The 17,871-nt window shown below is 48.1% G+C and carries 15 protein-coding genes and 2 pseudogenes; 6 read left to right on the top strand and 11 right to left on the bottom strand.

Annotated elements, in window-relative coordinates:
- Window positions 1-2,692 (bottom strand): annotated as a pseudogene (locus H3S94_RS10440) (hypothetical protein); the annotation flags it as partial.
- A gap of 292 nt (window positions 2,693-2,984) precedes the next feature.
- Here H3S94_RS10440 and H3S94_RS12025 point away from each other — a divergent pair.
- Complete coding sequence (locus H3S94_RS12025; protein ID WP_255520169.1) at window positions 2,985-3,110, top strand: hypothetical protein; 126 nt, start codon at window positions 2,985-2,987, stop codon at window positions 3,108-3,110.
- A 376-nt stretch (window positions 3,111-3,486) separates the two neighbouring features.
- Here H3S94_RS12025 and H3S94_RS10435 read toward each other — a convergent pair whose 3' ends face one another.
- The 5 genes from H3S94_RS10435 to H3S94_RS10415 form a co-directional block, all read right to left on the bottom strand.
- A complete protein-coding gene (locus tag H3S94_RS10435) occupies window positions 3,487-4,551 on the bottom strand; it encodes a glucokinase (RefSeq protein ID WP_198240980.1) in 1,065 nt (354 codons plus the stop codon).
- Between the two features lie 183 nt (window positions 4,552-4,734).
- Complete coding sequence (gene mepA / locus H3S94_RS10430; RefSeq protein WP_198231569.1) at window positions 4,735-5,667, bottom strand: penicillin-insensitive murein endopeptidase; 933 nt, start codon at window positions 5,665-5,667, stop codon at window positions 4,735-4,737.
- Between the two features lie 106 nt (window positions 5,668-5,773).
- Window positions 5,774-6,730 carry an SDR family oxidoreductase gene (locus H3S94_RS10425; RefSeq protein ID WP_198240979.1) on the bottom strand — a complete coding sequence of 319 codons (957 nt, stop codon included), beginning with the start codon at window positions 6,728-6,730 and terminating at the stop codon, window positions 5,774-5,776.
- Window positions 6,718-7,848 (bottom strand): tRNA epoxyqueuosine(34) reductase QueG, encoded by a 1,131-nt coding sequence (queG, locus tag H3S94_RS10420; RefSeq protein WP_198231567.1) that lies wholly within the window; start codon window positions 7,846-7,848, stop codon window positions 6,718-6,720. Before queG ends, H3S94_RS10425 begins: the two co-directional genes overlap by 13 nt.
- Entirely contained in the window at window positions 7,829-8,521 is a 693-nt protein-coding gene (locus tag H3S94_RS10415) for a glutathione S-transferase family protein (protein ID WP_077993320.1), read from the bottom strand. The genes queG and H3S94_RS10415 overlap by 20 nt, the downstream gene beginning before the upstream one ends.
- Window positions 8,522-9,005: 484 nt before the next feature.
- Between H3S94_RS10415 and H3S94_RS10410 the strand changes: the two genes are divergently transcribed.
- Window positions 9,006-9,152, top strand: coding sequence for a hypothetical protein (locus H3S94_RS10410; protein ID WP_198231566.1), 147 nt, complete (start codon window positions 9,006-9,008; stop codon window positions 9,150-9,152).
- A 345-nt stretch (window positions 9,153-9,497) separates the two neighbouring features.
- On the opposite strand, the gene yihA is transcribed toward H3S94_RS10410, so the two are convergent.
- The 5 genes and pseudogenes from yihA to H3S94_RS10385 form a co-directional block, all read right to left on the bottom strand.
- Window positions 9,498-10,154 (bottom strand): ribosome biogenesis GTP-binding protein YihA/YsxC, encoded by a 657-nt coding sequence (yihA, locus tag H3S94_RS10405; protein ID WP_198231565.1) that lies wholly within the window; start codon window positions 10,152-10,154, stop codon window positions 9,498-9,500.
- Window positions 10,155-12,002, bottom strand: coding sequence for a membrane protein insertase YidC (yidC, locus tag H3S94_RS10400; RefSeq protein ID WP_198231564.1), 1,848 nt, complete (start codon window positions 12,000-12,002; stop codon window positions 10,155-10,157).
- 259 nt (window positions 12,003-12,261) lie between these two features.
- Window positions 12,262-12,516, bottom strand: a pseudogene (gene rnpA, locus H3S94_RS10395) (ribonuclease P protein component); the annotation flags it as partial.
- 160 nt (window positions 12,517-12,676) lie between these two features.
- The gene (rpmH, locus tag H3S94_RS10390) at window positions 12,677-12,811 is read right to left on the bottom strand and encodes a 50S ribosomal protein L34 (RefSeq protein WP_077993314.1); all 135 of its coding nucleotides are present in this window, start codon (window positions 12,809-12,811) and stop codon (window positions 12,677-12,679) included.
- A gap of 149 nt (window positions 12,812-12,960) precedes the next feature.
- On the bottom strand, window positions 12,961-14,010 hold the full coding sequence (locus H3S94_RS10385) for a DUF4105 domain-containing protein (protein WP_198231563.1): 1,050 nt from the start codon (window positions 14,008-14,010) through the stop codon (window positions 12,961-12,963).
- 143 nt (window positions 14,011-14,153) lie between these two features.
- Here H3S94_RS10385 and H3S94_RS10380 point away from each other — a divergent pair, with 143 nt between their 5' ends.
- From H3S94_RS10380 to H3S94_RS10365, 4 genes are all read left to right on the top strand, one after another.
- The gene (locus H3S94_RS10380; protein WP_198231562.1) at window positions 14,154-14,390 is read left to right on the top strand and encodes a hypothetical protein; all 237 of its coding nucleotides are present in this window, start codon (window positions 14,154-14,156) and stop codon (window positions 14,388-14,390) included.
- Window positions 14,391-14,826: 436 nt separating this feature from the next.
- Window positions 14,827-15,033 (top strand): hypothetical protein, encoded by a 207-nt coding sequence (locus H3S94_RS10375; protein ID WP_198231561.1) that lies wholly within the window; start codon window positions 14,827-14,829, stop codon window positions 15,031-15,033.
- A gap of 71 nt (window positions 15,034-15,104) precedes the next feature.
- Complete coding sequence (locus tag H3S94_RS11945) at window positions 15,105-16,367, top strand: alpha/beta hydrolase (protein ID WP_246786489.1); 1,263 nt, start codon at window positions 15,105-15,107, stop codon at window positions 16,365-16,367.
- A 72-nt stretch (window positions 16,368-16,439) separates the two neighbouring features.
- Window positions 16,440-17,570, top strand: coding sequence for an Mrp/NBP35 family ATP-binding protein (locus H3S94_RS10365; protein WP_198240978.1), 1,131 nt, complete (start codon window positions 16,440-16,442; stop codon window positions 17,568-17,570).
- Window positions 17,571-17,871: the final 301 nt, after the last annotated feature.

Here is a 17,871-nt window from a genome sequence, read left to right as displayed (position 1 = left end):
ATAAATAGCGGCCATAGACATCAAGGGCGCGCCGATCATCAAAATTGAAGACATAGCCGCCCGTGACATGGCCACCGAAATAATTAGCCGTGCTGTCATAAGAACCGCGATAGTCGACCTCCTGTTCCTCAAGACCGAATTTGCGACCGGCAGTAAACTTCCCGTCCGACTGGCCGAAACGCAAAGATGCATCGGCATAAAGCCCGTCCGTTTCGTCGGGTTTCAGATTTTTCACCAATCCGAGACCGGTTCCGGCAAATTCAAGACGGGCGAAAATGCCACCGCCTTTATAATCGCTGTCACCGTCACCTTTGACAGAAGCAAAACGGTCGAAACTGTTATAGGTGTCATAAGTACCGCGGCCATATTCAAAGAATGCGCCGGTCGTGACTTTATGACCGGCTTCAAGGTTAAAGCCGAAAGCAAGACCGGCAATCATGTTGAAACCGTCAATCTCGACATGGCTTCCGGTTTGATAACGGGAGGAAGAGCCGCCGGTCATGATAAAGGGAACATAGAGCGGATGATTGATGCGGTTATCCGTTGTTGTTGCCATATTGCTAATTGTGCCCATGCTGTTGGCAATAACATCGGAGCCTTGCGAAACAAAGCCGAGGCTTGCTGCACGACCTTCCGAATAAGCCTTCGACTGCGGGTTCAATTGTGCGGCCGATTGCCCCCCTTGCTGATTGTTTTCGCCGCCAGTGTTGTCTTCGCCGTCGCTATTGTTTCCGGTTGTGCCGTCATTTTGTCTTCTGGCAATTTTCAGAACAAGAGCATTATCGCTGTCGTGCGTCTGCTGAAGTTTTGCCTGATAGACAATGAATTGCCCTTGATGGATGGTGTAAGCGCTTTGTGCGTTTAGCGTTCCGCTGGTTTTGTCGATCAAAGTGACGATATTGCCGGTTTCAAGGCGGTTACCCGAAGGAGCCATATCGGCAATTGTATGGTTGGTATTGGTGAGATCAACAGCCTTGCCGCCTTCGGCAATTTTTATCAAGGTATCGCCATTTTTCACATCGGTCGGCAAAATCCAGTGATAATTCTGGAAATTATAAATGCCGGAGACTTTACCGCGATAGCCGTCAAGAGTGAGAGTGTTACCGGTAAAGACATTGGCCAATTCATTGATTGTGCCGTCGCCTTTCAGGCTGTAACCGCCATAAATTGCGCCGTAACTTACTATATTGCCGCTTGCGTCGCGCTTGCCGATGGTTATTCCATCGCCTTCAAGTGTAATGGCATTTCCAGTTATGTCGCCAGACAAACCTGTTTTCGCTTTTTCGCCGGCTGCACCACCTTGCGAAAAGCCGCCATAAACATTGCCGGAGATATGGGTTTTTCCGGAAATGACGATTGTATTGTCTTTAACATCGCCACCTTTTCCGGCCGTGCTTTCTCTGCCATCACCATCTCCGCTTGCTCCGCCGATACTGGCCCCGCCGAAAACCGAGCCGCCCTCAAGCCCGTCAATTCCGGCACCACCCATACTACCTTTCCCTCCACTTCTGCCGACATTGCCGGCATTCAAAGTGACATTGTCGAGAAGAATATGATTGTTGTAAACGTTTCCACCTTTGCCAGATGTTTTTGTGCCAAAACCATTGGCACTGGAGATGGATAAACCGCCGAAGACAGAGCCACCAGCCACGCCACCATTGCCAGAACCGGCATCATCTTTCGACAAACCGCCATTTCCGCCATTTCCGCCAGTCAATGTGACATCGACAAGAGAAATTTGATTATCATGGACTGCACCGCCATCACCGGCTTCAAGAGGTCCACCTGCAGCACCGATACTGACACCACCAAAGACGGAGCCGCCGCCGAAACCACCTAGACCTCCCGCGTTATCATCCATATCAGGATTAGCTCCGCCATTGCCACCAGCACCGCCAATGAGGGTTACATTTTTCAAACTTATTGTATTATTGAATACGTCACCGCCGTTTCCGCTGTCGCCCTCTTCGTCATCATGGTCGAACGCGTATTCGGTAACTCCAATGCTCAATCCACCAAAAATAGAAGCTCCTCCCATGCCTCCGATACTGCTTCCTGCAACGGTTGACATCACGTTTTTTTCATTCGCTGCATTGCCGCCATTACCGCCCGTCACGCTGACATTTTCAAGGATAATGGAGTTTCCGGAAATGCTTTTGCCATGTACTCCGTTCTTTTGTTCCTCATTACCGCTTGTATTTGAAGCATTGCCATAGCTCAGCCCGCCGATTATGGAACCGCCGCCGAATTGACCGGGTTGAGAATAAGAATGGTTACTTTCCGCAGTAACGGCCGACCAGTCATAGGAAACATTTTTTATGATGAGGTTGTTAGCGGAGATATTATCGCTAAGAGGGTGGGAAGCCGCTTTATTTTCCTCGAAGATATCGACCCCGCCATAAATAATATAAGGTGCAATGGCGCCATCTGTTGTCGACCATTCTATCTGCTTGTCTGACCCGCCAATGACTGTGACGGTATTTCCGGAAAGGTTTGTTTGCGAATAGAGGCTTTTATATTGATCGGAATTCGACGTGGAATCCTTGAGAAGCAGGCTATTATCACTTCCATTATAGCTGATCTCGCCGGCTAAAGCGCGATTTGCAACAAGGCTTGTGGAAGCGGTTATGCCTATTGCCGCAGAAAAGGCACATAGAGAAACCGAATGCAAATATTTCAGTTTGAATGACATGATAAAACCCCGAGAAGCAAATGAAAGTGCAGCTTTTCCAAAGAAATCTGGTAATTCGCCGAACGAGTTTTTTAAGAGCTATCAAACAGGAAAGCAAGGCCGATATGGCATACGCCACACATATCGTTAACACAAAAATAATATTTTGCGTTTGCATTTTTAAAAATTTATAAATTGAAAGTACATTTTTTGCCGGATTGACCGTATGAAACTTGAAACGGAACGGGAAAAACTTTGTCGGTTTAAATAATTTTCTGTTTCAATAAAAAGTGTCAGGTAAAAGGCAGGTTATGTGAGCACAGAAAAGACGAAGAAGATTGTCGCGATAGGGTGGAAAAGTGCCTTCTGGTGGTTAACAGTGTCGATCATTCCGCTTGATCGTTGTCGGGGCTTTATCGGGCGAAAATTGGTTTTATAGACGTCAATCGGGATTGGTTACTATATTCGGGGTGTTTCCTGTTTACTCCGGTTTTTAACCGGTATTTTTGACTTTAACCGGTATGATAGAAAAGGAACGGGCCTTACTTATCAAGCATGAAGCGAGCGGAATCACGGGCATAGGATTCCATTCCGACAAGTGCCGAAGGAATGGCTACTTCAGGTTTTTGACCCAAAACCGGCCTTCCTTATCAAGCATGAAGCGAGCGGGGACACGGACATAGGATTCCATTCCGACAAGTGCCGAAGGAAGGACTACTTCAGGTTTTTGACCCAAAACCGGCCTTCCTTATCAAGCATGAAGCGAGCGGGATCACAGACATAGGGTTCCATTCCGATAAGTGCCGAAGGAAGGACTACTTCAGGTTTTTGACCCAAAACCGGCCTTCTTTATCAAGCATGAAGCGAGCCGGATCACGGACATAGGATTCCATTCCGACAAGAGCTGCTCGCGGGTGAAGGATAATGAAGGTAGCGATTGTTTCAAGCAATTTCTCGTGCGGCTGTTTGTGGATGAAATTTTTGCGGAATTCGGTTTCGTCTAACAGTTGGAGCATTTCCGGCAAAATACCGCCGCCAATATAAACGCCGCCTTCGGCTTTGAAAACGAGGGCAAAATCACCGGCAAGACGCGCGAGATAATTGATGAAAAACCGGACTGCGTCAAAAGCCGGATTGTCATGGGGCCGGTGTTGATGGGCGAATTGTTGATGGGCAAATTGTTGATGGAAAAGCAAGGCTTCAGCCGTAACTTCTTCAGGCACTGCGATATTGGAGGAAACCCCGCGCATGTCGCAGAATGCGCGATAGATGTTGAGAAGTCCACGCCCGCTTAACAGCTCTTCGGCACTTACACGGCCGACAATTTTTTTCAAAAACGGGTAGAGAGCAAGATCTTCTTCGCTTTGCGGGGCATAATCGACATGTCCGCCTTCTCCTTCAATCGGGATATAGCGGCCGTCGAGATAGATCAAACCGGCAATGCCGAGACCCGAACCGGCGCCGATAATGACTTTTGTATTATCTGTCGCGGTGTTTATCGGGCCAATGGCTTGCAGATATTTTTCCGGCAGGGTCACCGTCGACAGGGCTTGCGCCTCGAAATCATTGATAATGAAGACTTCGTTGAAGCCGAATTCTTTTATCAACTTTTTCGGGGCAATAACCCAGTCACAATTGGTCAATTTGATATGATCGCCGGTGACCGGACCGGCAATGGCCAGAAACAGCGATTTCGGAGCCGTCTTTAAAAGTGGTAGAATGGTTAGCCGGATCGCCTCTTCAATGGTTGGAAATTCATCAACCTTGCGGGTGGCAATGGCAAGCTGTTCGCCAGCCTGATTGAGGATGAGCGAAAATCGCATATTGGTGCCACCAATATCGCCGATAAGAACAGGAAATTCCAGATTTTGATTTTGCATAAAGGCCATTCCTCGGTTTGGTGGTTGATTTGCAAAGATCCGCTTTATTCAAGCTATTCATATATCCGCTTTGCTCAAGCAGTTAAATATATTCGCTTTGCTCAAGCAATTAAATATATTCGTTCTCCCAAGCAGTTAAATATATTCGCTTCTCTCAAGCTGTTAATATTTGCACAGTCATTTCTATTTAGCCGGTTTTTCCGGTGCATTCAAAACCGCACGACATTCCTTCGGCAAATCCGAAACCATCATCACACGCGGTTTCGGGGGTGGTGTTGTAACGGGCTTTTTGGGTTTTTTGTCGGCCCATGGTTCATCGGTAAACCACCAGGCAAGCGATTTGTCGCAACCGTCACCGGCTGTCACTTTTGGTTGCGGTTTGCAATTGTCCGAACCCGGCTGGCATTTCAACCGCACATGGAAGTGCCAGAAATGCCCCCAATAGGGGCGCACTTTCTGGAGCCATGAACGGTCACCGGTGACTGTGTCGCACAACTGTTTCTTTATTCCCGGATGCACAAAAATGCGTTCGACTGCGGGGTTTTCTGCGGCATCGCGAATAAGGGCTGTGCGTTCGGGAGTCCATTTTTTCGGGTCGGCATAAAGCGAATCTTTTTTAAGCATAGACACGCCTTGCATATTTTCTCTTTCTTCCGCGCTTAAACGGTGGTCCGGCATAGGGGTGAGCCAGATATCCGCATCAAGCCCGATTTGATGGGAGGCGTGCCCGTTCAGCATCGGCCCGCCGCGCGGTTGCGAAATGTCACCGATGAGGAGGCCTGACCAGCCATCTTTGGCTGCCTGCCGCGACAATTGCTCGATAAAGCGTATAGTGGCCGGATGCCCCCAATTGCGGTTACGCGAAAGGCGCATGACTTGCCAGTTAGGCCCGTCGATCGGCAGGGCTTCCGCGCCATTGAGACAACCTTTGGAATAAAAACCGATGGATTGCGCTTGACCGGACGAGGGCAATCTGACAGCACCAAAAGCCTGTTTTGCCGGTGCGTCGGAAGTTTGTTCGGTCGGCTCTTCACCATGCGCCAGCGCCATTGGCAAAAAAACTGCGGCCAATGTTGTTGCCAAAATCCGGTTGAGTGACTTGAACCGTGAAGACATCCCTAACGCCTTTCAAATGCGCAAACTTTTTTTAAAAGCACAACAATGTTCAATATTTGCAACTTTTTTCAAGCCTCCGCCTGCTTTTCGGTTTTGCGTGCGATTGCTAGAACTTTTTACCCCGAAGATGATCTGCCCACATGGCTTCCAATGCGGTTCGATAATCGGGATATTCGAGATTATATCCTGTTTTTAAAAGTTTATGGTTCAATATTCTTTTATTATCACCATAAAAAGAACGTGCCATGGGTGACATATCGGCTTTTTCAAAGGGCACTTCTTCAAGATCGGCCACACCCATCAATTTTGCGGCATAATGCATGACATCTTCAGGCGCTGCCGGTTCATTATCGACAATATTGAAAATGCCTTCACGTTTTGCCGAAGAAAAAGCCTTGATGACACCGGCAATATCATCAACATGAATGCGGTTGAAAAATTGCCCCTTTTTGATAATGAGCGTTTTGTTACCCTGACTTAATTTTATAAAAGGATTGCGCGACGGGCCATAAATGCCGCCAAGGCGCAAAACGGCAACGGGAATATTGCGTTTTTCCCCGAAAGCCTGCCATTTTTTTTCCACTTCAAGGCGGGCAATGTTGCGTTTGAGCGAGGGGCGACAGGGGGCAGACTCGTCAATCCAACGGCCGTTATGATTGCCATAAACGCCAATGGTGGAAAGATAGCCTATCCATTTTAACGCCGGCATAGAGCCAAGAATGTCGTGCCGGTTCAAAACCGCGTCGGTCATTGTGTCATCGGGTGAAACCGAAATAACAAGATGTGTTGTTGTTTCAAGCCTTTCAAAAAAGGACGGGTTCGGCTTGTCGAAAAGAAAGGGTTCAATATTGGAATTTTCGAGAGAGGCGAATTTTTCTTTTGTGCGTGTTGTGCCGCAAATCCGGCTTTTTCGGGCGGCGGAAGTGGTGTCTGATGTGTCGGGTTCGAGGGACAAGTTTTCACCATAAAGCGAACCGAAGGCGCGAGCCGAATAACCGGCTCCGAGCATCATGAATTGTTCTGGCGCTTTTGCGTTTTCCGTTATCCGTTTCAATCTTCCCATTCCTTTAACACATCGGGGTCTGAAGAGAATGTTATAGAACGCTTTGCCAATTCATCAAATTCGGCTTTTGTGAGGAGTTGTTTCAAGGCCCAGACGGCCATACCGGCAACAAGCGGATCGGGATCCTTTAAATGCGGCTTGACCACATTGACAAGCGAGCGGTCGGCGCTGTTTCCCGCAGCAATCAGACAATTGCGGATAAAGCGGTTGCGCCCGATACGCTTGACCGGAGAGGCGGTAAAAAATGAACGGAAAGCCGCATCATCAAGTTTCAAAAGAAAATCGAGTTTCGGTGCAATCAGATTTTCTCGTGCTTTGAGTTTGATTTCACGTGTGTTTCTGGCAAATTTGTTCCACGGGCAGGCGGAAAGGCAATCATCACAGCCATAAATGCGGTTGCCGATGGCTTTACGGAATGAAAGCGGGATTTGCTCTTTGAGTTCGATGGTCAGATAGGAGATGCAGCGGCGTGCATCAAGCTGATAAGGGGCGGGAAAAGCATGGGTAGGGCAGGCGGAAAGACAGGCGTGGCAAGAACCGCAATGGTCGATTTCCGGTTGATCGAAAGGAAGTTCCACATCGGTAAAAATGGAACCGAGAAAAAGCCACGAACCGAATTCACGGCTTACAAGATTTGTGTGCTTTCCCTGCCAGCCAAGTCCGGCAAGTTGGGCAAGCGGTTTTTCCATAACGGGTGCGGTATCGACAAAGACTTTGACATCGCCGCCGAAACGCGAAACAAAGCGCGAGGCTATCTGCTTGAGACGCCCCTTTATCAATTCATGATAATCACGATGGCGGGCATAATAGGAAATATTGCCGGAACTTTTGTCGGGTTTAACGTGGAATTCATGCGCTTCCGGCCCGTAATTCATAGCAAGCATAATGACCGATTTGACTTCCGGCCATAAATTGGCAGGAGCCATGCGCCGTTTAGCGGTTTCAACCATCCATTCCATGGTACCGTGATAGCCGTGGTTCAATGCCTCGAAAAGGTGAATACCGGCTTTTTGATTGTTGGAACCGGTGATCGCAATGGCATCGAAACCGAGGGCTGCGGCTTCTTCGAGGAGAAAATCCTTGAGTTTTGCTTTGTCGCTAGAAGTCGAGATCGGCATAATGCGTGCTCGGTGCAATGCCCCTTATGCGGTCATTCAGAAGCGGCCGGAAGGACGGCCTCGATTTGATACGCATATACCAGTCGCGCGAGGCAGGAAAAGACTTCCAGTCCAATTCGCCCATGAAATCGAGAACCGAAAGTGAAGCGGCGGCTGCAAGATCGGCATAAGAGATAGAGTTTCCGGCGAGCCAGTCACGCGAGGCGCAAAGCCATTCGAGATATTTCATATGCGGGCGAATATTGGCACGGGCATTGCGCAAGGTTTGTGAATCGGGTGCACCACCTCCCTGCGCCAGCGGAATTTCGCGTTTATAAATACGTTCGCGCACAATGTGACGGGTTACTTCGCTTTCAAACTTCGTTAAAAACCATTCGGTCAGGCGGCGCACTTCTGCGCGTTCAAGCGGGTTTTCGGGAAAGAAGCGCTGGTCGCGGCGCAAGCCGCCGCGCGTTTCATCAAGATATTCGTAAATGACATAGGCGCCGCAAAGCGGCACTTCGCGTTCTGCCAGAAGTACCGGTACACTGCCGGCCGGATTGAGCACAAGAAACTCGCGCCGACGTGCCCATTCATACTCTTCGATCAGGTTGGTGGCCACATCATATTCATTGAGGATGAGCCGCACAAAACGGGAAGAAGAGGACATCGGATGATGAAAAAGCGTTAGCATGACTACTCTGGTTTTTTAAAAACTTCAAAAGACCTTATAGAACCCATTCGCCCGAAGAACAAGAAAGGGAACCACAATGCTCCCCCTGTTGCAACACTCATGCTTAACCAATTGTAAAACACGGCAAAAAATTGTTTCTCAACGTTAATAATTTGAAAACGGAATGAACAAACCGGTCAAGTTGAAAAGACATAGTCATGAAGTGACGTAATCATGATTTGTCTTGACGTGCCGGATGTTTTGTCTTGCCCTCTCAAAATTTCTGCAAGAGTTCAAGTGTAAGCAGGTGGCTTTTCCATGAGAACTGTTTTTCGGACAAGGATCAGAGCCGGTTTTTTATAAAAGGGGTTTGGCTGGTGAGGCTTTGCGCGCAAATAGTTTCAGAAAAAGGGGGAATTTTTTAAAATGAAGGCAGGATTTTTTAAAAAGCAGGAAGTGATTTCCAATAGCCGGCCTTTACCAACCGGGTTTCAATGATGAGGCAATGACTGCAAATAATTTCACGCTTGCCAAAAAGGTTTTGTTTATTGTGGCGCGCATTTTCAAGCCGCCACTTTTGAAAACGAAATCGGTCAAAACTTGGAAGGGGCGTAACTTGGAAGGGTCGAAACTTGAAAGGGACAAAACTTGAAAGGGGCGAAACTTGAAAGGGGCGAAACTTGAAAGGGGCGAAACTTGGAAGGGGCGAAACTTGAACGGGTCAAAACTTGGAAGGGTCAAAACTTGGAAGGGTCAAAACGTGAAAGGGTCAAAACTTGATAGGGGCGAAACTTGGACGGGGCGAAACTTGAAAGGGACAAAACTTGAACGGGGCAAAACTTGGAAGGGGCGAAACTTCAACCGCGTAAAATTTGAACCACGTAAAATTTAACGGGGCAAAAATTGAACCACGTAAAATTTGAACCACGTAAAATTTGAACCGCGCGAAATTTGACGGGGCAAAATTCAATGAACAAAAACTTGATCGGGCAAAAACTTATCGGGCAAGCGGATTGGCAGCCTCTAAAATCGTTTCCCGCAAATCGTCAAGGCCTATTCCTTTTTCCGAAGAGGTGGCAATGATGTGCGGAAAAGCGGCAGGGCGTTTGGCAATGGTCAGATGGGTTTTTTCGATCAATTTTTGAAGTTCGGCCGGTTTGATCTTGTCGATCTTGGTCAACACAATCTGATAGGAAACGGCTGCTTTATCAAGAAGGCTGAGCACATCCCCGTCATTCTTTTTGATACCGTGGCGGGAATCAATCAGCACATAAACGCGTTTTAAAGTTGTGCGACCACGCAGATAATCGAAAATCAGCTTTGTCCATTGGTCGACCTGCGCTTTCGGGGCTTCGGCAAAGCCATAGCCCGGCATATCGACAAGTGCAAGCGGCGGCAAATCATCAACAGTGCCGGCAAAGCCGTCAGGCACAAAATAGTTGAGCTCCTGTGTGCGGCCGGGTGTGTTGGACGTGCGGGCGAGACCTTTATGGCCAACCAGCGCATTGATGAGCGAGGATTTGCCGACATTGGAGCGACCGGCAAAGGCAATTTCGGCTGGCCCTTCGGGCGGCAGAAACTTCATTGCCGGTACACCGCGGATAAAAATCCAGTTACGGGCAAAAAGTCCCGCCAATGCAGGACTGTCTGTCACTTATTTGGTCTCTTTCTTCGGTTTCTTTTTGAAGATGGCTTTGAGATTGTCCCAAAGTTCGATCTTTGCACCCTGACTTTTCATGATGATTGCCTGCTGGCAGATCGACAGCGTGTTGTTCCATGCCCAGTAAATAACGAGACCGGCAGGAAACGAGGCAAGCATGAATGTAAAGACAATCGGCATCCATGTGAAAATCATGGCCTGTGTCGGGTCGGGGGGTGTCGGGTTCATGCGCATTTGCAAGAACATGGTGATACCCATAATGACAGGCCATGCACCGATCATCAAAAATGCCGGAACATTATAGGGAAGCCAACCGAACAGATTAAAGAGCGATGTCGGGTCGGGGGCGGCAAGGTCCTGAATCCAGCCAAAGAACGGCGCATGGCGCATTTCAATGGTGATATAGAGCACTTTATAAAGGGCAAAGAAAATCGGGAATTGCACCAGAAGCGGCCAGCAACCGGCAAGCGGGTTGATTTTCTCGGTTCTATAAAGCTCCATAATGGCTTGTTGTTGCTTGACCTTGTCATCGGCATATTTGGAGCGGATTTCCATCATTGCCGGTTGCACAACTTTCATGCGTGCCATGGATTTATAAGACTTGTTGGCAAGCGGGAACAGAACCGCTTTCAAAATGACAGTAACAAGCAGAATGGCTACACCGAAATTGTTGGTGAGCTTATAGAGAATGTCGATCAGAGCAAACATCGGCTTGGTGATGATCGAGAACCAGCCCCAGTCGATCAACAATTCAAATTTTAAAATCTTCAGATTGTCCTGATAGGCATTGATGGCTTCAACGCGTTTGGCTCCGGCAAACAAATGATTGGTAATGGTTTCGGTTGCACCCGAAGCGACGGTGATGGCCTTGCCGGTCAAATCCGACTGGTAATGGGTGGAAAGACGATCGAAATAGACAAAACGGCTGGTATATTCCTCGTCCTGCGGAGGAATAGCGGCAACTGCCCAATATTTGTCGGTAATGCCGATAAAGCCGCCTTTGACCTTATCGAAAACCATTTTCTTTTCGTTTGACGCATCCGGCTTCAAATCCTTGAGCGCGGCATATTTCTCTTCCTTGAGGCCGTCATCACCGGCAACGCCGATCATGCCTTCATGGAGAAGATAGGTGGCACTTGCGTGTTCGGGAGGAGCAGCGCGTGCAACGCGCGCATAAGGCAGAAGGCTTACAACCGAAGAAGCATTATTGGTGACACTGTCCGAAATGGTGAACATATAATTTTCGTCAACCGAGATCACACGGTGGAAGACTTGTCCCTGACCGTTATCATAGACAAGATGAACGGGTGTCTTGGGTGTCAAGGTTGCGTTTTCACCATCAACCTTCCATTCGGTGTTGAATTGCGGCAGGCTTCCGGCGGGCAAACCCTTGCCGGTAAAACCGAATTCGGCGATATAGGTTGTGTTGAAACCATTGGGATTGAGAAGGGCAATTTCCGGCGAGTTCTTGTCAACCGTCAAGCGGTAATTTTTCAAAAACAGATCATCGAACTGGGCGCCGACAAGGTTGATCGACCCTTGCAGTTCAGGTGTGTCGATCAAAACGCGTTTGGACTTGTTCAACGCCGCATTGCGGGCGTCCGGTGTCATTTCAAGACCGGCGGGGTTTGTTTCGTCTTTGTTTTGCGGCGGTGTTACAGTGCCATTTTCGGCAGTCGGAACGGCCTGATTTTGTGCCTGTTGATCTTGCTCGATCTGGCGGGCAATTTCTTGTGCCTTTTGCTGGTCGGCATTTTTCGGTGCAACGTAAAAAAACTGCCAGACAAGAATGATAAGCAGAGACAATCCAATAGCAATGAAAAAATTACGATTATATTCCATGAGCGATTGTCCTGTTATCGTTTCGAGTTTTGCATTTTTGTCCGAACCGGCGCTTCATTTCTCCGGTCAGACTGGCGAATGATGCGTCAAGTGCATCGGGACGCGCAATGATGACATAATCTGTCCCGTTGACAAGGTCACAATTTGCGCCGGCGGTGATGTCACGAACGGTGATGTCACAATTTGTGCCGGCGGTGATGTCACAATTTGTGGCGGCGGCCTTGTCATGAGCGGTGATGTCACGAGCGGCGATGTTACGAGCGGCTTTGTCACGCGTCAATGAAAGCCGGAATGCCTCGCGTAGTCGCCGCTTGATGCGGTTGCGCCTGACCGCATTACCATTTTTACGTGTTACGGTAAAGCCGACGCGCGGCAAGGTTTTTTCCTTGATTTCTTCCGGTAAATCGCGACTTTTCGATTCCAGAAGAAAAAACGGGCCACGTCGTTTTTCACCGTTTCTTAATGCCAAAAAATCCGCCCTTTTGCGAAGGCGGAGGTAGGATTTCTCACGCATCGGAAAAACCTTTAACAAAACTCTGCCATAAGGAAGCGGGTTCCAACGGGTGTTTCAATGCCGGACCATTTGCAGCGAAGAAGGGAAAAAGCTGTAGCCGAAACAAACTTTCCCCCATATCGTTGTAAAATCCTTGAACCAGTCAGCAATAAAGTCGAAATCAGGCTGAAAGGCGTTTGCGACCACGTGTGCGGCGGGCTGCAATCACTTTGCGGCCACCAAGGGTTGCCATGCGCGCACGGAAACCGTGGCGGCGTTTACGAACGAGTTTGGACGGTTGATATGTACGTTTCATTTATTTAACATACCGCGGCGTGCGGCCCTTCTTGGTTCTATGTGCGGTTTCCCGCCGGTTGAACAGTTTTTGTGCCCTTTCGCCTGCTTCAAGTTCAAGTTGCAGTTCAGGGGCAATTTTTGCGCTTATACGGTTTAGTTTTCGCCGAGTCAATTGCCGTTCGTGTTTCGCGCCCGTCTTATATCAACAGAATATTGGTCGCGACGGCCATTTATCTGGGGCACGATACGGGCTTCGTCAACAAGTGTGGCCAATGATTTTTTCGTATCCACCACCTTGAGATCATAAAGATAGGAGGGAAGTTGTCCTGAAAAGAGAATGCGCCAGTCAAGCGGTATGCCGGGGTCGAGAATGCGCGCCATGTCAAACACCACCGTTGTGCAATTGGCCGTCACAGTATTATAGAAGCGTGCTTTACGGGCAAGCTTGTTGGCTGTTTCAAGATAATTCAGAAAGAGCTCTTCGATCTTTTCCCGGTCTACATTGATCGGGTAGCGGTAAACATGTTCACCCCTTATATCCGTGCGCAATTTTATAATGTCTTCTTCAGGTGCGGCAATCATTATCAATTCAAATTCTTTGAAAAAACCGCCTATGGCCGAAAAACTCTGGTCTTTTGTGCGCCGGATTTCTGCCGAAAAAACCAGATGACGCCCGTCTTTGAAGGTAAAGCCTACAAGCGTGTGGGCAATATAGGGCCCCATCCAATAGGATAGATACACGTCAAGTCCGACAATGTCTTTGATATTATAAGTGCCATTTTCCCATCGTTCTTTTCCCTCGTAAGCCGAAATCCAGTCAAAATCGCGGATATTTTCAAGATGGACAATGTCGGGATTGATCGGGTCGAATTCCGCCTCGACACTTTTTGATAATTCCGGCGCCCAATCGCGGTGCAATGTCGGCTTTATCGTTGCCCACCAGCTTGTAACGGCAATAAACATAATCGCCAATATAATCCGCGATTTCCACGGCGTTCTGAATTCAAGCGCCAATGCATAAATGCCGATGACAAGCCACAAAACCGCAATGGTAACAAAAACCGGCATGTTGAACGGCAATTGATAGAAAAACGCAAACAGGCTCCACAGCAGCATGAAACAGGCAAAAACAAACCAGATCGCACGTGCAACTTGTGTCACTATACGGGCGATGATACGGGTGAATTTTGTCCGGTTTACGGAAAGACTTTGCTGCATAAAACGACTCGGATGCCAATAAACTTCCAGTCTGCAATATTACGTTACAAAGTGGCGATATTATTGCCGAAGAATAAAGTTGTATTCAAACAAAAAACAACTTATGATTGCTATTTGTTATATAGAGTATATCGGGTATCGGGATGAATGAACAGTGCACAGATATGCAACGGCTGATCTCTACGATTCGTCAATATCTTTCATCGGAAAATAAATCATTTGAATTTCCGGTCAATGGCGTTTTCGAGGTCGAAAGGTCGGTCGAGAATTTTCATTCATACAATGACAGCTTCGATTTGGATGATGGAATCTTGCGCGATTTATTGTGTATTGAAGCGTTGCGAATTGGTCTGGTTCTGCATTTCGGCAAAGAAAAATAAACCCGCCCGTATAGAATTTTTATCGCAATGATGAACCGAAAAAGTGCTGTGGCGTAAGGGCAAAGTGCCCGCTGGTTACTTTTATTAAAGCGCCACTATTTTTTCTTATTTTAAAACCGGCAATCGTCATCAAAGATAATGAAAGACAATTGAAGGCGGGCAAAGACAGGCAAAGACAGGCAAAAGCGGACAAAGGCAGGCAAAGACAGGCATAGCATTGTCAGGAATGGTATTGTCGGGGCCGGAATTGGCGGAAATGGAATTGTCGGAAATGGTATTGTCGGAAACGGCCTTGTGAAGGGGATAAAACCCTCAAATAACCGGAACAGTGAAGCCCGATAGAACAAGCATAATAGAACAGGCATAATAGAACAGGCGGGCGGCGCTTTAAAAAACAGGCGGCGGCGTTTTTTGCCGGAGGCGGGTAGGCAAGCCCGTGTTCAGCAAAACCGGTGAAGTTGAACAGGTGAATAGGGTGGCTATGGGGCGGGTAGGCAGGCACATTTTCATCAAAACCGGTGAAGACGAGCAGGCGAATAGGGTGGCTATGGCAAAGCAGCTTGATATGAGCCGGTTTTGCCCCCGTTGCAAACTTGCAAAGCTTGGCCTGAAAGGTGCGGGAAAACGACCTTATCACCCCTAATTGTTTTGCCGGAAGGCCTTCCATTCCTTATATTGATAAATTGTTAAAGGGTTTTTTTCATAATCGTGTTCATGACAAAAGGGTTCGGTTTTATTGTTGCTTTTTTTCTTCTGGCATTGGCAAATTTCATTTGCGATGCAATGGCGTCCTCATGGGGGGAGGGGGCGGAAAAATTGGCGCTTCCGGTCAATAATGATCCGGTCAATAATGAAACGAAAACCGGAAATGATACGAAAAATGAAAATGCAATAATCTCGGCAATCGGGCGTGAGCGGATAAAATCCGAGCAAATAAAGACAGAGACAGCCCGCATGATAAAGTCTGCTCGAAGAGTTGTGCCTGTTGAAGGCGGGAAAGCTCGTCAAGTGGCAAAATCGGGCGAAATTAAACAATCTTCGGACGTTATAAAAGTCAATGCGCTTATGCAAAAAGCGGAAAACGGGAAGGTCGCCTTGTCGCTCCAAAACGGGCGCGACACAGAGACGGAAGCCGGAAAACCGCTTCAAAGAGCGACATTGAACGGGAATGACCGGACGTTTACCGGAAATATAAAAGCGTTTAACGGAAATAACGCCAACAACGCCAATAACGCCAATAACGCCAATAATGCCAATAATGCGCGAAATAGAGGAATTTTTATGCAGCAGAATAATGCGACCGAAACCGGATTGAAGCGTTTAGAGAATTTTCATATGCGCATTGACCGTGCCGATCATCCATCCGGCGAGGTGGTTATATTGCTTCACGGGTCGGGCGGCGATGAAAATTCGTTATTGTCCTTTGCCCGCCCGATATGGCCACGGGCAACACTTGTCGGCATTCGCGGGCGCATTGTGCAAAATGGTGAAACGCGCTGGTTCAGAAAAATTACACCGACAAAGTTCGACCAGCAGGATGCTGTTCACGAAGCCGATGCTTTGGTAAAATTTCTCGTCGGGCTTGCCGATGATGAAAATTATGATTTGTCGCGGGTGACTTTTGTCGGCTATTCCAATGGCGCGAATTTGCTGGCCGTTATTATGATGCGCCATCCCGATCTTGTGCGCCGTGCCATTCTTATGCGTTCAATGCCTATTCTCGATAATACGGCGCGCGAGGATTTGTCGAAAACACAAGTCCTGATTATTTCGGGCAAAAAGGACGCGCTTTATTCACCGTTTGAACCGGCTTTATCGGCCCTGTTCCATAAAAATTCTGCCAAGGTTGATAATGTGATGGTCGATAGTGACCATATGATAGGCGAGCGTGACCGCGACATTATTGTCAAATGGTTGGCCGACAAGAATTCGAGCCATATTTCGGCCAATACAAAAACCGTCAAAACTGCCCATTAGCCGGTTGACCGAAGGCTTGTCACCGCGATAGGAAAGAGAAAAATCCAGCAATTTTGCAGGAAGGAAAAGTTCGTGTCCAATATCACAAGCGATGATGTTGTTGATGAGTTGCGAAAGGTCAAAGGGCCTGATTTTGAAAGCGATATTGTTTCGCTCGGCCTTGTTTCGGAAATTTTCATCTCCGATGGCAAAGTGTTTTTTTCGATAACTGTGCCGGATGAACGTGCGCAGGAACTGGAGCCGATGCGACAGGCTGCGCAGAAAGTGGTCGAGGCGCTTGATGGTGTCAAAGCGGCTATTGTTACTTTGACAGCCGAGAAAAAAGGCGGAACCGGTCAGGAGACAAGCCGGAATGGCAGCGAAAGCCACGCCGGAAGTGCTAAAAAAGTTGTTGCGCAGTCGGGGCATGCGCATGTTGGTCGCGGTGTTGGTGAAAAACAGCCGATTGAAGGTGTCAAACATATTATTGCTGTCGCATCCGGCAAGGGTGGCGTTGGCAAATCGACAACTGCTATCAATCTGGCTTTGGCACTGGCCGATAAAGGCTTTAAAACGGGGCTTTTGGATGCCGATATTTATGGGCCGTCACTGCCGAGACTGACCGGCCTTATCAACCAGCGCCCGCGTGCTGTTGAAGGCAACAAGCTGGAAACGCTTGAAAAATTCGGCTTGAAATTGATGTCGATGGGTTTTCTTGTTGACGAAGACCGCCCGATGGTATGGCGCGGGCCGATGGTGATGTCGGCGGTCACACAATTTTTGCGGGATGTTTTATGGGGGCCACTCGATGTTTTGGTGGTCGACATGCCACCCGGCACCGGCGACGCGCAATTGACACTCGCCCAGCAAGTGCCGTTAACCGGTGCGGTTATCGTTTCCACCCCGCAAGATCTCGCATTGGTTGACGCGCGCAAGGGAATCGAAATGTTTACCAAGGTCGGTGTGCCGATTCTGGGTGTCATAGAAAATATGAGTTATTTTATCGCCCCCGATACCGGCAAACGCTATGACATTTTCGGTCACGGCGGGGCGCGCAATGAAGCCCACCACCGGCAAGTGCCGTTTCTGGGTGAAATCCCGCTTGATCCGGATGTTCGAGCTTTGTCGGATGCGGGCACACCTGTCTATATTGCAAAACCACAAAGCACTTTTTCCAAACTCTATCGGGAAATTGCCGAAAAGCTCGCAAGTAACCTATCGTAAACCATGTTTTGCCAAGTCGAACAAGTTGTGCTAGGTTGACTTTGCAACTGATGTGCCTAGATGTCATTTTGAAACGCATTTTACGTTTCAAAGTGTCGTTCATATCGGAATTATTCCTTGTAAAACCACAGGTTTTCAAGGACTTTCGGTATGATTGACCAGAAAATGACAATTTGGTCACAGGATTGCCATGAAATTGGCTAATACACGCCGGAACGCATTTTGTGTACAGAGTATGTGCGTTTTTGACAGCCGTGATTTTGTGGCTTTCTTGAAAAAAGTTTGCATAAGTTTGAATAAA

The organism is Bartonella sp. B10834G3 (genome assembly GCF_016102505.1).
GTDB lineage: Bacteria > Pseudomonadota > Alphaproteobacteria > Rhizobiales > Rhizobiaceae > Bartonella > Bartonella choladocola.
Note: the sequence above shows the minus strand (reverse complement) of the source record. Positions and strands in the feature narration are given on the sequence as shown.

What these genes read in the sequence shown, in the direction of transcription:
- mepA (WP_198231569.1), bottom strand. Translation starts at nt 5,667, where the DNA reads ATGTCTTCACGGTTCAAGTCACTCAACCGGATTTTGGCAACAACATTG.
- H3S94_RS10380 (WP_198231562.1), top strand. Translation starts at nt 14,154, where the DNA reads ATGAATGAACAGTGCACAGATATGCAACGGCTGATCTCTACGATTCGT.
- H3S94_RS10415 (WP_077993320.1), bottom strand. Translation starts at nt 8,521, where the DNA reads ATGCTAACGCTTTTTCATCATCCGATGTCCTCTTCTTCCCGTTTTGTG.
- H3S94_RS10435 (WP_198240980.1), bottom strand. Translation starts at nt 4,551, where the DNA reads ATGCAAAATCAAAATCTGGAATTTCCTGTTCTTATCGGCGATATTGGT.
- H3S94_RS10385 (WP_198231563.1), bottom strand. Translation starts at nt 14,010, where the DNA reads ATGCAGCAAAGTCTTTCCGTAAACCGGACAAAATTCACCCGTATCATC.
- rpmH (WP_077993314.1), bottom strand. Translation starts at nt 12,811, where the DNA reads ATGAAACGTACATATCAACCGTCCAAACTCGTTCGTAAACGCCGCCAC.
- queG (WP_198231567.1), bottom strand. Translation starts at nt 7,848, where the DNA reads ATGCCGATCTCGACTTCTAGCGACAAAGCAAAACTCAAGGATTTTCTC.
- yidC (WP_198231564.1), bottom strand. Translation starts at nt 12,002, where the DNA reads ATGGAATATAATCGTAATTTTTTCATTGCTATTGGATTGTCTCTGCTT.
- H3S94_RS11945 (WP_246786489.1), top strand. Translation starts at nt 15,105, where the DNA reads ATGACAAAAGGGTTCGGTTTTATTGTTGCTTTTTTTCTTCTGGCATTG.
- H3S94_RS10425 (WP_198240979.1), bottom strand. Translation starts at nt 6,730, where the DNA reads ATGGGAAGATTGAAACGGATAACGGAAAACGCAAAAGCGCCAGAACAA.
- H3S94_RS10410 (WP_198231566.1), top strand. Translation starts at nt 9,006, where the DNA reads ATGACTGCAAATAATTTCACGCTTGCCAAAAAGGTTTTGTTTATTGTG.